The organism is Sphingobium fluviale (genome assembly GCF_004122115.1).
GTDB classification, from domain to species: domain Bacteria; phylum Pseudomonadota; class Alphaproteobacteria; order Sphingomonadales; family Sphingomonadaceae; genus Sphingobium; species Sphingobium fluviale.
Map to the genome: position 1 here is coordinate 393,039 of NZ_SBKP01000001.1, position 13,989 is coordinate 407,027.

The window sequence follows — 13,989 nt, forward strand, 5'->3', positions numbered from 1 at the left end:
GATAGGATTACTGTGGCACCAAAAAGCCGGGCTTGTGGGGCGCAAGGCGGGCCTCGGTAAGGCTGATGAGCTTTGGTCCGGCGGTATAGAGCAACGCCGCCTCTATCCTCCGATCGGGGAACACCGCCGCCAGCGCGGCGACATAGGCGGCCATCTGGCGCAGATGCGGCACCGGAATGGCGTCAGCATTGTCCGGCACCCGCCCGGTCTTGAAATCGATCAGCCGCACGACGTCTGGCCCGATCACCAGCCGGTCGATCACCCCATGCACCACATCCTCGCCCACCACTGCCGCAATCGGCGCTTCGGCGAGGGCATCCGAGCTAAACAGGCCGTCGAGTTGCGGGTCGTTAATGATGCCAAGCGCCAGATCGGCCAGCGCAGCCCGCTCCTGCGCGTCTGCAACGCCGCCCTGCCGCTCCAGCCAGCGCAGGGCGGCGTCACGCCGTTCCTCTGGCACCACATCCGGCAACCGCTCGAACAGGCTGTGGAGCAATTGCCCGCGCTCGGCAGCCTGGCGCATTGCCGGAGATGGTGGCGGGTAAGGCATATCATCCTCGCCCGGCGCTGTGGGCGCAAGCGGGCGCGAGGGGCGTGCCTCGTCTGGCGCGGGACGGTGCGCCCACTTCGGCAAAGGGGTAGGTGCGAGTTGCTCGCGCGCGTCTTTCCGGGCAGGCGCTTTAGATGGAAGCCGCTCTGCACCGTGCCATTCCAGCGCTGCGCCCCAATCTGCATCGGCCTGCCACTCTGCCCCAAGGTTCAGCAGCCCGCGCTCCACGGCGGCATACCAGCTTGCTTCCGCCACCACCCCCTTGGCGCGCGGCCCCAGCGCGCCGGTGACGTAAAGCTGCTCCTCTGCGCGCGTCATCGCCACGTAGAGCAAGCGCCAGTGCTCCTGCCGCTCGGTCTCACTGGCAATGAACGCGGCATCTTCAATGAGTCCCCAGCGTTCCTCCTTGCGCGGCGGCAAGAGCGGCAGCGCGATGTCGTCGCCCAGCGGAATTTCCAGCGCCTCGCGCCGCCGCGCGGCGTCCGGGTCGGCACACGCATCGGCGAGGATAACCACCGGCGCCTGCAATCCCTTCGCGCCATGTACGGTGAGGATGCGCACTGCGTCTCCCCCGCCCTCGCTCTCGCGCTTGATGTCGCCCTGCTCCCTGTCGAACCAGTCGATGAAGCGCTGGAGCGAGGGCTGCTCCTGCTGCTCATATCTCAACGCGGCGTTCAACAGCTCCTCGATGCTATCCAGCGCCTGTGCGCCCAGCCGCTTCACCAGCCTGCGCCGCCCCTGCATCGGGCCGGAGAGGATATGTTCCAGCAAGCGATAGGGCGTTATGAAATCGGCGTTGTTCAATATGTCCTGAAGCGCGGCAATATCCTCCGCCGGGGTCAGTCCGCCCTCGCGCACCTGCCGCCACAAGCTGCCCTTCCGCGGGACCGCGCGTTGCCACAGTTCATCCTGCGACCAGCCGAAGAGCGGCGAAACGAGCAGGCAAGCAAGGCCGAGGTCATCTTCCGGCTGGGCGGCAAACCGCAGCGCTGCCATCAGATCCTGCACGCCGAGCGGCGCCTGAAGCCGCAGCCTATCCACCCCCGCCACCGGCACCCCGGCCTCATAGAGCCGCGCAACGATGAGACGCGCCAGGTCGCCACGCTTGCGCAGCAGGATCATGATGTCTCCGGGGCCAACCGCCCGCCCCTTCGATGCCAGCATCATGCCGTCATCCAGCCAGTCCTTGATCTGTCGCGCGATGCGCTCGGCCAGCAGCCGGTCCTGATCCGAAAGCCAGTCTTCCTCGCCGTCCGCTTCACTGTCTTCCGCCGCGTCGCCCTCCATCGGCACCGCGCTGATCGGCTTTAACAGCGCCACCCGGCCCGGATAGCGGTTGCGGCTTTCATGATGCACCGCCCCTTCCGGCAGGCCGAGCGCCTCTGGTCCGATGGCCTCCACGCAGGCGTCCACCACCTCCAGCACCGCCGGGGTCGAGCGGAAGCTCTCGTCCAGCGAGAGATCGTGAAACAGGTGCCTTGCCGCCTGTGCCCGCGCGCGGAAATGATCACGCGCGTCGGCGAAGGCGCGCGGGCTGGTGCCCTGAAAGCCAAAGATCGCCTGCTTGCGGTCCCCCACCGTGAACAGCGTGCGAAACCGCTCCCCGCGCGCGCCCTCGCCGCTGAAAAACTCGTCCACCAGCGCGCCGATGATTGCCCACTGGCGGCTGTTGGTATCCTGCGCCTCATCGACAAGGATGTGGTCTATGCGTGCATCGAGCTTGTAGCGAATCCAGTCCGCTATGCCCTCGGCGGAGAGGAGCGCGGCGCCATGCGCGATCAGATCATCGAAATCGACCGAGCCTGTGCGCCGCTTCGCCGCCTCATAGGCGCGGGCATAAGCGCGCCCGGCATAGAGCGCTTGCGCCGCACCTTCGGCATAGGCAGCGCGGGTGCGCAGCGCGAGCAGTTCCGATATCCATTCGCAAATATCGGATGCAAGATATTGATATTCCTTATCCGCCTTGATCTGGCCGGCTGTCACCGCGCGCGGCTCTCCTTTGCCGGTCAGGAAAGATTTGCCGAGGTCATCCAGCGTGGCCGCGCGGACCGGCGCCGATGCCCCAAGCCATGCGCCGATGCGATCCGCATGGCCAAGCCCGGTCTTTGTCCCCCAATCCGCATTGGCCTTTGCCAGCCGCCGCAATGCCGCGCCGTCAAACGCCTCATCCGCGCAGGCCGCTGCGATAGCCTCCTCAATGTCTCCCGTCGGCAAATCCAGCGCGGCGAACAGCCAGCCGCGGATGTCCTCCGGTACATTGGTAAAGGCATCATGCGAACGCGCGCAGCGCCGCAGATAGCTCTCCGCCCCCGCCTCACCCAGCCGCAGCGCCAGCGCATGTAGCGCGTCGATCAGCGTCTGATCGCCCAGCGCCTCGGCATCGACCACCATCTCCTCCAGCGCGAGGCGGGCCAGCTCCTGCTGCTCGCGCTCTTCCAGCGCGCGAAAGCCCGGCACAAGGCCTGCCTCCAGCGGGAAGGAGCCGAGCAACTGCTGACAAAAGCTGTGGATCGTCTGGATCGAAAGGCCGCCACCGGTCGCCTCCAGCACCCGCGCGAACAGCCGCCGCGCCCGCTCACGCACCGGCGGGCTAATGTCCTCGCCCAGCGCATGCAGGTCTGCCGCCAGATCGGCGTCGCTCATCTGCACCCAGGCGGCGAGGCGCGCATGCACCCGCTCCGCCATTTCCGATGCGCCCGCCTTGGTGAAGGTGAGGCAGAGGATATGCTCCGGGTCCACCCCGCCCAACAGCAGTCGAAACACCCGCGCGGTCAATACATGGGTCTTGCCCGTCCCCGCCGATGCCGAGAGCCAGACATGGGCATCAGGCGCAGATGCGCGCGCCTGCGCGCCTTTCAAAGGCATCAGGGCGTTGGCGGCGCGGCTCATATTTCGCCCCCCGTTCCACCCGCGCGGCCATACCATTCCTCCAGCCGCATCAGCTGGTCATAATCGCCATAGCTCGGCAGCTCAGGGTTCAGCTGCGCGGTGAACGGCTCTTCGCCGGTAAGCCATTTGCCGGCGGCGATCAGGAATTTGCTCGCCGCATGGCTGACAAGTTCCTCGGTAGCGACGGTCTTTTCGCCGCCGCCCGGCTTAACGGGGCTGATACGATAGCCGAAGCCACTCCTGCCTTTGGCCAGCGACCAATATTCGAAGGCGCTGGCCGTCGCCCCTGCCTTTACCTCAGCAAAGCCGCCCGCCTCCGCAATCGCGCCCAGCAGGCCAAGCTGGAGCGCAAAGCCCTCAAACACCTGTTTTGCGCCCGGAGGCTTGCCGGTCTTGTAATCGACGATACCGAAGCTGCCGTCCGCCAGCCGGTCGATCCGGTCCGCCGTGCCGTTGACGGTAATGCCGCCGAGCATCATCTCGCCCTTCGTTTCGACAGCAACGATATGCCGCCCCTCTGCTGCATCCTGCGCCACCTGCTCCCCCAGCCAGCGCACCGACTCCAGTACGCGCGGCAGCCACAGCGCCCGCACGATGGGGTGAGAGTCGATCCCGCCCACCATATCCGCTGTGCGCGTCACCAGTTTTTCAGGATCGCACTTGTCCTCGCGAAACCACAGCTCCAGCGCCCTGTGCACCAGAGTGCCGCGCCATGCCGGGCCGGGATCGGCATCGACCATCTCCAGCTTTTGCAGTTTGAGGATGCGCGCGGCGTAAAAGGCATAGGGGTCCGCCGCCAGCCGGTCAGCCTGCGTGACCGCGATGCTGGATGGGCGCAGCGCAAGTGGAGGCTGGGGCGCGGGACGCGCGGCAGGCTGAGGCACGCCGGGGTCGTCGAGCGCGTCCGCCCAGTGCAATACCTCGCTGGCATGGCGCAGGTTCTCGCCCGCAATCGCCTCCATCCGCAGCCAAAGGCGGGAAGCGATGGCCGGTGCATTACCCGAACGACGCGAGCGCGTCACCACCACCTCCGGCGCGCCTAAGGCTGAGGCGAAATCATGCGCGGCGAGGCCAATGCGCTGCTCCAGCCCCGGCAGGCCAAGCTCTTGCCGGATGCGCGGCGCGAGCCACGGATCGGGCGCGGGCAGGCCCGGCCAGGTGCCCTCGTTCAACCCTGCAAGGATCATCAGGTCCGCCTGTTGCAGCCGCGCCTCCAGCAGGCCATAGATCGCGACACGCGGATGGCCGCCCTGTGGCGGGCGGACCGCGCATTGCTCCAATATCCGCTCCAGCAGATCGGGCAGCGCACGAACCTCTACCGTTGCTGGACCATGCGGCGCGGCGCGCTCCATCTCGGCAAAACGCTCGGCCAGCGCCCGGCCCTGATAGCCAGCCCAGACCTGATCGGCGGTCAGCACCGAAGCGATCTCGCGTAACAGGCCGATCATCGTAGCGGGCGGACCATCGGCGAGGGTATCGAGCGGGGCGAGGACAGCGCACTCCTGCGCCCACCACGCGCCCGCGCGCGCGCGCAACGCCGCCTGCCGGTCATCATCGCGAGACTCAAGCAACGCCCTCAACCCGGCCATGCCGGGGCCGGGCCGTGGGCCGCGCAGCAGCAAGTCCAGCCCGCGCACCTGCTCCAGCCAGTCGAGCCGCCCCTCCCCCTTGCGCACCAGCGGGTGCTTCAACAGATCGAGCAACGGCACCGGCGCGAAACCTTCCGCCGCCACCCGCGCGATAGCGAGCATCAGCGTGCCCGGCGGGGTGAGATGAAGCGCCTGCCCGGCGCTGTCATCCGCTGCGATGCCCCAGCGCGCCAGATGCGCCGAAACACGGGTCGCCAGCTCCCGGTCCGGCGTTACCAGCGCGGCAGTGCGCTCCGGCGTCTCCACCGCCTCGCGCAGCAGCAGCGCGATCGCCTGCGCCTCCTGCGCCGGGGTCGCGGCCTCCAGCAGGCGCACGCCGTTCAGGGTGCGCTCGTCGGCCTTCAGTCCGCGCCATTTGCCGGTATGGACCGGCGGCAGCATCGCGTTGGAAATGTTGCGGCTGCGCGCGGCGCGGGCGTCATGCCCCCCGCCCCAACGCCATAACGCCACCTCATCCCGCGCCACGCCGATCTGATCGAGCATCAGCTTGAGCTGGAATTGCGGGTGGCTCTCCTCCGCGCGCGGGCGGCGGCCGGTGACGGGGTCAGGCTCGAACGGGCCGATGCTGTCCCACTCTTCCCCGCTCATATGCTGATCGAGCGCCGAGAGCACCACGTCTCCCCCCGGCATAAACGCCACCGTGCGCAACACCGCGCAAATGGCGGGCGCGGAGGTGGCGATGCCCGCCGCGATCACGAACCCGGCAGGCAGCGCCTCACGCCAGCGCCTTGCCACATGGCCGAGCAGCCGGTTGCGCCTGTCCGCCATATCGATCATGCCGAAGCGCGCGAGTTCTTCGGGCCAGCGGTCCAGCAATATTTCCAGCAGCCTCAGCGACGCATTCCAGTGGCTGGAGAGGGCATCGCTCAAATCCAGCTCGGCCAAGGCGCGCGGATCGACCTGCGCGACATAGAGCTGGTCTATCGTCGCGCCCAGCGCCTGCCCCAGCCGCATCGCCTCGCCAGCATCGACCGGCTGGCGGTGTTCAGCGCGCACCTGACTCACCAAGCGGGCGAGGATCATCTGGCGCTCCATCGTGGGAATGGCGGGCGGGATCTCCGCCCCCGCGCCGATAGGGTCAAGCGCATTGCCGAGCCGCTCGCCCAGTTCCTCGTCACCGATTGGCACAAGCCGGGGCATCAAAAGCCCGCCGCCAGACGCGCGCACAAAGGCCTCGCTCAGCGCCCGCACCGCGCGTTTGTTGGGCAGCAGCACGATACCGCGCGCCAGCGCCAGCACATCCTTGCCATGCCGCGCGATAATTCCGATGGCGAGGGCGTCGGCAAAGGCCCGGTGCGCCGGGATCGTATGGATGGAGGGCTTATGGCCCTCAGCCATGCCCCAGCTCGGCCTCGACCACGGGAATAGCCTGCGGCGTGCCGACATCGAACCACAGACCGGGGTGCGAGGCACCGTAAAGCCGGCCCGCCGCCATCGCCCGGTTCCAGAAGATATTGGTCGAAAATATCTCAGCCGGCGGATCAACCAGCACGCGCGGCGAAAGAATCTGCACACCAGTATAGACGAACGGCGCAACATGCCCCGGCTTGCGGCGTGAAAGCCGCCCGTCCGGCGCCATATGAAAATCGCCGGGGCCGGTGTGGCAGGTGGCGCGCGCGTGCGGGATCATCAGCAACAACGCGTCCATCTTCGCGTCGTCCCACAGCTCGGCGAGCATCAGGATCGAGTCGCGCGGGCCATCGACCCACAGGTTGTCGCTGTTGGCGCACAGAAAAGGCTGATCGCCCAGTAAGGACGCCGCCTTCATCAGCCCGCCGCCCGTTTCCAGCAGCTTGTCCCGCTCGTCAGAGATCAGATACTCCGCGCCGCATTTGCGCGCGTTCAGATGGGCGATCACGCTATCCGGGAGATAATGGACATTGACGATAACGCGCCAAATCCCCGCCGCCTCGATCTTTTCGAGCGCATGGTCGATCAGCGCCTTGCCCGCAACGCGCACCAGCGGCTTTGGGCGCGTCGCGGTGAGCGGGCGCATGCGCTTGCCCAGCCCGGCTGCCATCAGCATCGCGGTGGAGAGCTTGGCGCTCATGCGGCGGCGTGGTCCTCTGGCGAACGGGAGCGCACCTCCGCCGGGATGTTATGCGCGAACCATTCCGCCACGGGTGCGAGCGCCGGGTGCGTCAGATCCCGCTCCAGCAAGCCCCACATGCGTGGCAGGAAGGAGAGATAACGTGGCTTGCCGTCGCGCTGCCACAGCCGGGTAAAAATGCCGATGATCTTGGCGTTGCGCTGTGCGCCCAGCACTGCATAGGCGGCGTCAAACCCCGCGCCGGGTGCGGCGAGCGCCTTGTAGTGCACGAGCATCGCCGCTTCCAGCTCCGGCGACACATCGCGCCGTGCATCCTGAAGCAGCGAGACGAGATCATAGGCCGGGTGGCCAATCAGCGCGTCCTGAAAATCGAGCAGGCCGAGGTCGTGACTATCGGGTCGCCCCTCGATCAGCATGATGTTCTCGGCATGATAATCGCGCAGCACCGTTACGCGCGGGGCGTCATCCTGCTCCACCAGCGGCAACACCGCCTCCCATGCGGCGCGATAGCCGGGCAGGTCAACCTCAAGCCCCATTGCCGGGCAATACCATTCGGTCAGCAGATCGACCTCGCGGGTATACGCCGCACGGTCATAGGGCGGGGCGTCAGCGGGAGGCAGCTTGTGCAGGTCTGCCAGCAGCGCCACCGCGCGGGCGTAGATGGCCGTTTCATCGGTCGGATTCGCATCCAGCCAATCCCGCACCCGCGCATCGCCGAAGTCCTCCAGCAGCACGAGGCCGTGGTCCAGATCCTGCCCGTAGATTGCGGGCGCAGCAAATGCATTATCAGAGAGATAGCGCGCAATCTTGAGAAAAGGTCGCGGGTCTTCGTGCGGCGGCGGCGCATCCATCAGCACTGCCTTGCGCGCGCCATCCGTCACGCGGAAATAGCGGCGGAACGAGGCGTCGCCCGCCAAGGGGCTGATCTCCGCCCCTTCCCAGCCAATCGAGGCAAGGAACGCAGGCGCGGCGGCGGGAGGAATCATGGAAAGGGCCATCGGTCCTTCCAAGACGGCGGCAGAGATGCTGTCAAGCGTCGCGCGCCATCATCAAGGAAATCAAGCTGGAGCAAAAGCGCCTCCGGCCACATTCGGTCGCCCATCCGCTCCGGCCATTCGATCAGCAGCGCGCCATCGGCCAGATATTCCTCCAGCCCAAGCTCCTCGGCTTCTGCCGGGTCGTCGAGCCGATAAAGATCGACATGCGCAACAGGCAGGCGCACTTCCGGCGGCGCATAGGGCTGAACAATCGCGAAGGTCGGGCTGGGCGCTTCCTCGGCCAGCCCCAGCGCGGCGAGCAGCCCGCGCGCCAGCGTCGTCTTGCCCGCACCCAGCCCGCCAGAGAGCGCGATAACATCGCCCGCGCGCAGCACCCGCGCCAGCGCCGCGCCCAGGCCAAGCATCTCCGCCTCAGAGCGCGCGATCACATCGGCCATGCCTGCTATTTCCCCAGCCGGGGCAAATCGCCGCGCGGCAGCTCCATCGTGAACACCGTCCCTTCGCCCGGCTCGGAGATCAGCGAGAGTGTTCCGCCATGCGCCTCGACCAGCTGGCGGGCGAGCGGCAGGCCCAGCCCCTGCGCATCGCCGCGCTCGGCATCGTTCATGCGGCTGAACCGGTCGAACGCGCGCGCCTGGCTCTTGGCGTCCATTCCAGGGCCGTTGTCTGACACGATGAGCCGCGCGCCTCCCACCTGTCCATCGGAATGGAGCGAGATGCGCCCCCCTTCGGGCACCACGCGCACCGCGTTTTCCATAAGCTTGTCGAGCGCCTGCACCAGCCGCCGTTCATCGGCCATAATACGCCCGGTGGAGGGCTTGATGTCCACCACCAGCTCGATCTTCTTGGCGGCGGTAGCCACAGCCCACCTGTCACGGCAGGCGGCGATGAAGGCTGACAGATCAAGCGGCGCTCGCTCCATCGGCAATGTGCCTGCCTCGCCCTGCGTGAGGTCCAGCACGGTGTCTATGAGGCCAGAGAGCTTGGCGCTCGCCTCGATGATCGCCGCGACATACTCCTGCGCCGTATCCGGCAGCTCGCCCGCATAGCCCGCCTTCATCATCTCGGCAAAACCGCCGATGGAGGTGAGCGGCGTGCGCAGGTCATAGCTCATATTGGCGAGGAAGGCGGTTTTCACCTTGTCCGCCTCGGCCAGTGCTTCATTCTGCTCGCGCAGCACATGCTCGATCCGGCGGCTGTCGGTCACGTCCAGCATGGTGAACAGCGCATTGCCATCGGGCAGCGGGATTGCCGCGAAATCGAACGTGCGCCCGTCGGCAAAGCCGATGCGGCCATTGCGCTGCTTGCGATCCACGGTGCAGGAGCGCATCAGCTCGCGCACCAGGCTGGCCTGCGGCGGGCGCTCAAGCCGGTTGGCGAGCGACGTCATGAAGTCGTCGATGCGCGGATGGGCGGCCAGCACTTCCTCCTCCACGCCCCAGATAGCGCGGAAGCGGTTGTTCCACAGGTGCAGGCGTCCATCGGCGGCGAACACGCCGCTCCCCTCGAACAGGCTATCGAACGTCGCGGTGCGGACGCGCAGCAATGTGTCGCGCGCGCTGGAAAGCTGGATATGCTCCGTCCGGTCCTCGAACACCAGCAACAACCCGCCATCGGGCATCGGCTGGGCGAATACGCGCAGATGCGTGCCATCGGCCAGCAGCCAGTTCTCTTCGCTCGCCTCCTGCGCCGTGAACCACCCCCGCCGTTCCGATCGCCACGCCGGGAAATCACGATGTTCAGGGATGCGCTCGCCCTCGCGCATACGGTCCAGCACCCGCTCGAACTCCGGCCGATCGACCAGATGCTCTGGCTTCAGCGCAAACAGGCTGACGAACGCCTTGTTCCAGAACACCAGAGACTTGTCTGGCCCAAACTGCGCCACCGCCGCCGTAAGCCGGTCCAGCATGTCGCGTTGCGAGGCAACGGTGCGCGCCTGCTCGGTGCGCGCGCTCTCATAGTCTTGCTTGTCGATGGCATAGCCCGCCACGCCCGCGCGGCCCATCGGCACCTCGACCACCTGCATCATGCGCCGCTCGCCCCCCAGCGTCGCAGGCACCACGCGGGTGAGCACCTCGCCCTTGTCCAGCGCGATGCGCGCGGCTTCGGGCGGCGGCAAACCGTCAATCGTCTCGAACAGCTCGATCTGCTGGCCGATGACATCGGCTGCGCTCTGCGCTTCCACCGCACGGACATAGGCGCTGTTCACAAGGCTGAGCTTCAGGTCGGCAGTGCGGTGCCACATCGGCAAGGGCGCTGCCTCGATCAGGCCCGAAAGCGCCTCCAGCGCGTCATGCAGCAGCGCGCCCTCGCGCTCCAGCGTGGCGATTCGCGTCTGGCTCTCGGTCGCGTCGAACAACCACAGGATCGCGGCGCCGGGGTTGGCGAGATCCGGCCCGGCGGGCGCGCCTTTCACCAGCAGCGCGCGGCTCGACCCCCGCACCGTGACTGCACGGGAAAAGTTCTTGGCCCCGCGCTGGGCAGAGAGAATATCGTCAGAGAGCGCCGCGCTGTCCGCCACATCAAAGCATCCGCCCTCGCTCGTCAGCTCCGAGAGATAGGCGGGCACCGCAGGCAAACCGAGCCACCCCGCCAGCCGCGCAGGCGCCTCTATACGCCCATCGGGCCGGATCAGCATCGGGACGGCGGGGGCGGATTGCAACAGCGCGGCGAGCCGGTCCGCCTGCTCGCGCTGATGATGCCCGCGCCGCCTCAGCTTGAGGCCCGTAACCAACACATAAACGGCAGCGGCCAGCCACAGCGCCATCAATGCGCCTGCCACCACCATCACCGTCGCTGAAACCTGCACCATGCTGAGCGGACTAGCGCAAATGGAAAGGCGCGCAAAGCATCTGCTTCAAGCGGATACGAAAAAGGGGCGAGTGCAGCACCCGCCCCTTGTCTGGTTTGATCCAAAACAGGCAGCTATGCTGCGTTTTGGATGGCCGCACGAAACTCAATAGCGGTAATGATCCGCCTTGAACGGCCCGGCCTGCGAAACACCGATATAGGCGGCCTGCTTGGGCGTCAGCGTCGTCAGCTTCACGCCCAGCTTCTCCAGATGCAGCGCCGCGACCTTCTCGTCGAGGTGCTTGGGCAGCACATAGACCTCGTTCTTATACTGGTCCGCCTTGGTGAACAGCTCAATCTGCGCCAGTGTCTGGTTGGTGAAGCTGGAGGACATCACAAAGCTGGGGTGGCCGGTGGCGCAGCCCAGATTGACGAGGCGGCCCTTGGCAAGGATGATGATCTGCTTGCCGTCCGGGAACTCCACCAGATCGGTGCCGGGCTTCACCTCGGTCCACTTATAGTTGGAGAGCGCAGCGATCTGGATTTCGCTGTCGAAATGGCCGATGTTGCAGACGATGCTCATCGGCTTCATGGCCTTCATATGCTCGGCGGTGATCACGTCCTCGTTGCCGGTGGCGGTGACGAAGATGTCGCAGCGGTTGACCGCCTCTTCCATCGTCACGACCTCATAGCCCTCCATCGCCGCCTGCAGCGCGCAGATCGGGTCAACCTCCGTCACCATCACGCGCGCGCCGCCCTGACGCAGCGAGGCGGCGCTGCCCTTGCCGACATCGCCGAAGCCCGCGACGCAGGCGACCTTGCCGGCCAGCATCACGTCGGTCGCGCGGCGGATCGCATCGACCAGACTTTCCTTGCAGCCATAGAGATTGTCGAACTTGCTCTTGGTCACGCTGTCATTGACGTTGATCGCCGGGAAAGGCAGCTTGCCCTCCTTGGCGATCTGATAGAGGCGATGCACGCCCGTCGTCGTCTCTTCGGACACACCCTTGATGTTTTTCACTGTCTGCGTGAGATAGCCCGGCTTGGCCTTGAGGAAGGCGTTGAGTGCGCGCACGAACTCCTGCTCCTCGGCATTGCCCGGCTCGAACAGCGTCTCGCCTGCCTCCACCCGCGCGCCCCACAGCGCGAACATGGTGGCGTCGCCGCCGTCATCAAGGATCATGTTGCAGGTAGCATCGCTCCAGTCGAAGATGCTGCCGACATAATCCCAATATTCGGCAAGGCTCTCGCCCTTCACAGCGAACACCGGGATACCCGCGGCGGCGATGGCGGCGGCGGCGTGGTCCTGCGTCGAGAAGATGTTGCACGTCGCCCAGCGCACTTCGGCGCCCAGCGCCACCAGCGTCTCGATCAGCACGGCTGTCTGGATCGTCATGTGCAGGCTGCCGGTGATGCGCGCGCCCTTGAGCGGCTGGCTCGCGCCAAATTCCTGACGCAGCGCCATCAGGCCGGGCATTTCCGTCTCTGCAATCGCGATCTCGGCGCGGCCAAAATCCGCCAGACCGATGTCGGCGATCACATAATCCTTCTCAAGCACGGCGGTGGACACGGAATATTCTCCCTGAAATGCGTCAAACGGCGCGCACGGCAAAGTGCGCTGCGGCTGATCGCCCATTAGCAATCGCCGCCGTACCTATCAAGGCAATATAAAGTTTTCTTTAAGTAGGTGGCCGGTTAGTTGCCGGAAGCCATCGCGACAGTAGCGGAACAGCGCGCGATCGGAACCGGCGGCTTCGATCCGATCTCGTTCGCCAGCGTCACCAGACTTGCGCGCACGGCAGGTGCCTCGGCCGCAGTGCGGGCCAGCGCCGCAAAATCCTGGCACGCCATGCCGGTCATGCCGTTGCCATAGCTGTTGGCAATCTTGGTCATGAAGTCGTCATAGGCGCCAAGCGCCTTGGCCTTGCCCACAGACTTTGCGAATTCTGTTTGAATCTCGATATTGGCCGCAGCGAGAATTGGCCGCTTATCGACCACAAATTTATTATAGTCGGTGCTGAAATCCGTGCCTTTCATGCGGCACCGCAGAGTCGCCACCATCAGCATCATGTCCATATCGCGCAGTTGCGCGGCCTCATAGGCCGTGTCGCTCCAACAGTTCGCTGCTGCCTGAGCCTCGCCCGAAACAAGCGCCAGCCCTGCAGCCAGCATAGCAATCATAGATTTCATATCTTCCCCGCTCTGACCGACATGATGCAGATTGGCCCATAACGCCTGACCAGTGGCTGACTAAACACAGTAAACGCAATTTTCATCCGACGAAGTGGTGTCCATCCAAGACGAACGGAAACGGCAATAATGCTCTTACAAGACACATGATCATGCCTGCCCCATGGCCCCGCTAAGCAGCCTGCTATCCACCCCGCAGGCGGCATAACACTGATCCCACCGCTGCCCCGGCGCGAGGCGGGCGAGGTCTGGCAAGACAGGTCCGCCAAGAAACCAGCCATGCGCGTGCATTTCATGCTCAAGCTGGCCTGCGCTCCAGCCGGAATAGCCCAGGGCGACGATATATCGCGATGGCCCCTCCCCCGCTGCAATCGCTTTCAGAATGTCCATAGAGCCGGAAAGATGCCAGTCATCGGCTATGGCGAGGCTATCCTGCCCGCCCCAGTCTCCGCCATGGAGCACAAAGCCGCGCTGCGCCTCCACCGGCCCGCCGCGCATCACCGGCACATGCGCGAGATGCGCCGCATCAATGCCGAAGCCGGCCATCAGCTCGGCAACGCTCAGCCCCTCGATCGCATGGCCGACATCCAGCCCCATCGCGCCATGCTCGTCATGCACACACAGCGCGATAACGGCCCGGCTGAAATTGGGGTCAGCCATACCCGGCATAGCGAGCAGCATCCGCCCGCCATAGAAACGGGGGCTATTCGTGCTGGTGTCTTCATCCTGTGCGGCTGTCATCTCATCATCCTAATCCCGCATCGCCAGCGCGCGCCAGCCCAAATTGCAAACAACCGGCGTATGAACGCTTGACTTGGCGCGATTATCCCCCACTTGAGCCATGCATTCACACCGTAAAAGCCGAGGAGTATT

At 65.8% G+C, this 13,989-nt stretch carries 9 protein-coding genes; all 9 read right to left on the minus strand.

Annotated features, from left to right (window positions below; translation table 11 throughout):
• Positions 1–7: 7 nt before the first annotated feature.
• The 9 genes from addA to EQG66_RS02130 all read right to left on the minus strand — a co-directional run bounded on the left by addA (position 8) and on the right by EQG66_RS02130 (position 13,857).
• Positions 8–3,439 (minus strand): double-strand break repair helicase AddA, encoded by a 3,432-nt coding sequence (addA, locus tag EQG66_RS02090; protein ID WP_129402857.1) that lies wholly within the window; start codon positions 3,437–3,439, stop codon positions 8–10.
• Positions 3,436–6,426: a double-strand break repair protein AddB gene (gene addB, locus EQG66_RS02095; protein ID WP_129402858.1), complete on the minus strand. Its 2,991-nt coding sequence runs from the start codon at positions 6,424–6,426 to the stop codon at positions 3,436–3,438. The genes addA and addB overlap by 4 nt, the downstream gene beginning before the upstream one ends.
• Positions 6,419–7,138 carry a nucleotidyltransferase family protein gene (locus EQG66_RS02100; RefSeq protein WP_129402859.1) on the minus strand — a complete coding sequence of 240 codons (720 nt, stop codon included), beginning with the start codon at positions 7,136–7,138 and terminating at the stop codon, positions 6,419–6,421. The genes addB and EQG66_RS02100 overlap by 8 nt, the downstream gene beginning before the upstream one ends.
• Positions 7,135–8,124, minus strand: coding sequence for an aminoglycoside phosphotransferase family protein (locus EQG66_RS02105; protein ID WP_129402948.1), 990 nt, complete (start codon positions 8,122–8,124; stop codon positions 7,135–7,137). Before EQG66_RS02105 ends, EQG66_RS02100 begins: the two co-directional genes overlap by 4 nt.
• Positions 8,121–8,573, minus strand: a complete 453-nt coding sequence (gene tsaE / locus EQG66_RS02110) for a tRNA (adenosine(37)-N6)-threonylcarbamoyltransferase complex ATPase subunit type 1 TsaE (RefSeq protein ID WP_129402860.1) — start codon at positions 8,571–8,573, stop codon at positions 8,121–8,123. The genes EQG66_RS02105 and tsaE overlap by 4 nt, the downstream gene beginning before the upstream one ends.
• A gap of 5 nt (positions 8,574–8,578) precedes the next feature.
• Positions 8,579–10,948 (minus strand): sensor histidine kinase, encoded by a 2,370-nt coding sequence (locus tag EQG66_RS02115; protein ID WP_220428617.1) that lies wholly within the window; start codon positions 10,946–10,948, stop codon positions 8,579–8,581.
• A gap of 144 nt (positions 10,949–11,092) precedes the next feature.
• Positions 11,093–12,496, minus strand: coding sequence for an adenosylhomocysteinase (gene ahcY / locus EQG66_RS02120; RefSeq protein ID WP_181951768.1), 1,404 nt, complete (start codon positions 12,494–12,496; stop codon positions 11,093–11,095).
• Positions 12,497–12,621: 125 nt separating this feature from the next.
• Entirely contained in the window at positions 12,622–13,116 is a 495-nt protein-coding gene (locus EQG66_RS02125) for a hypothetical protein (RefSeq protein WP_129402861.1), read from the minus strand.
• A 150-nt stretch (positions 13,117–13,266) separates the two neighbouring features.
• Complete coding sequence (locus EQG66_RS02130; protein WP_129402862.1) at positions 13,267–13,857, minus strand: YqgE/AlgH family protein; 591 nt, start codon at positions 13,855–13,857, stop codon at positions 13,267–13,269.
• Positions 13,858–13,989: the final 132 nt, after the last annotated feature.

Bases quoted from the DNA above. Each gene is read 5' to 3' on its own strand.
- addA (WP_129402857.1), bottom strand. From the start codon at position 3,439: ATGAGCCGCGCCGCCAACGCCCTGATGCCTTTGAAAGGCGCGCAGGCG.
- addB (WP_129402858.1), bottom strand. From the start codon at position 6,426: ATGGCTGAGGGCCATAAGCCCTCCATCCATACGATCCCGGCGCACCGG.
- EQG66_RS02100 (WP_129402859.1), bottom strand. From the start codon at position 7,138: ATGAGCGCCAAGCTCTCCACCGCGATGCTGATGGCAGCCGGGCTGGGC.
- EQG66_RS02105 (WP_129402948.1), bottom strand. From the start codon at position 8,124: ATGATTCCTCCCGCCGCCGCGCCTGCGTTCCTTGCCTCGATTGGCTGG.
- tsaE (WP_129402860.1), bottom strand. From the start codon at position 8,573: ATGGCCGATGTGATCGCGCGCTCTGAGGCGGAGATGCTTGGCCTGGGC.
- EQG66_RS02115 (WP_220428617.1), bottom strand. From the start codon at position 10,948: ATGGTGCAGGTTTCAGCGACGGTGATGGTGGTGGCAGGCGCATTGATG.
- EQG66_RS02125 (WP_129402861.1), bottom strand. From the start codon at position 13,116: ATGAAATCTATGATTGCTATGCTGGCTGCAGGGCTGGCGCTTGTTTCG.
- EQG66_RS02130 (WP_129402862.1), bottom strand. From the start codon at position 13,857: ATGACAGCCGCACAGGATGAAGACACCAGCACGAATAGCCCCCGTTTC.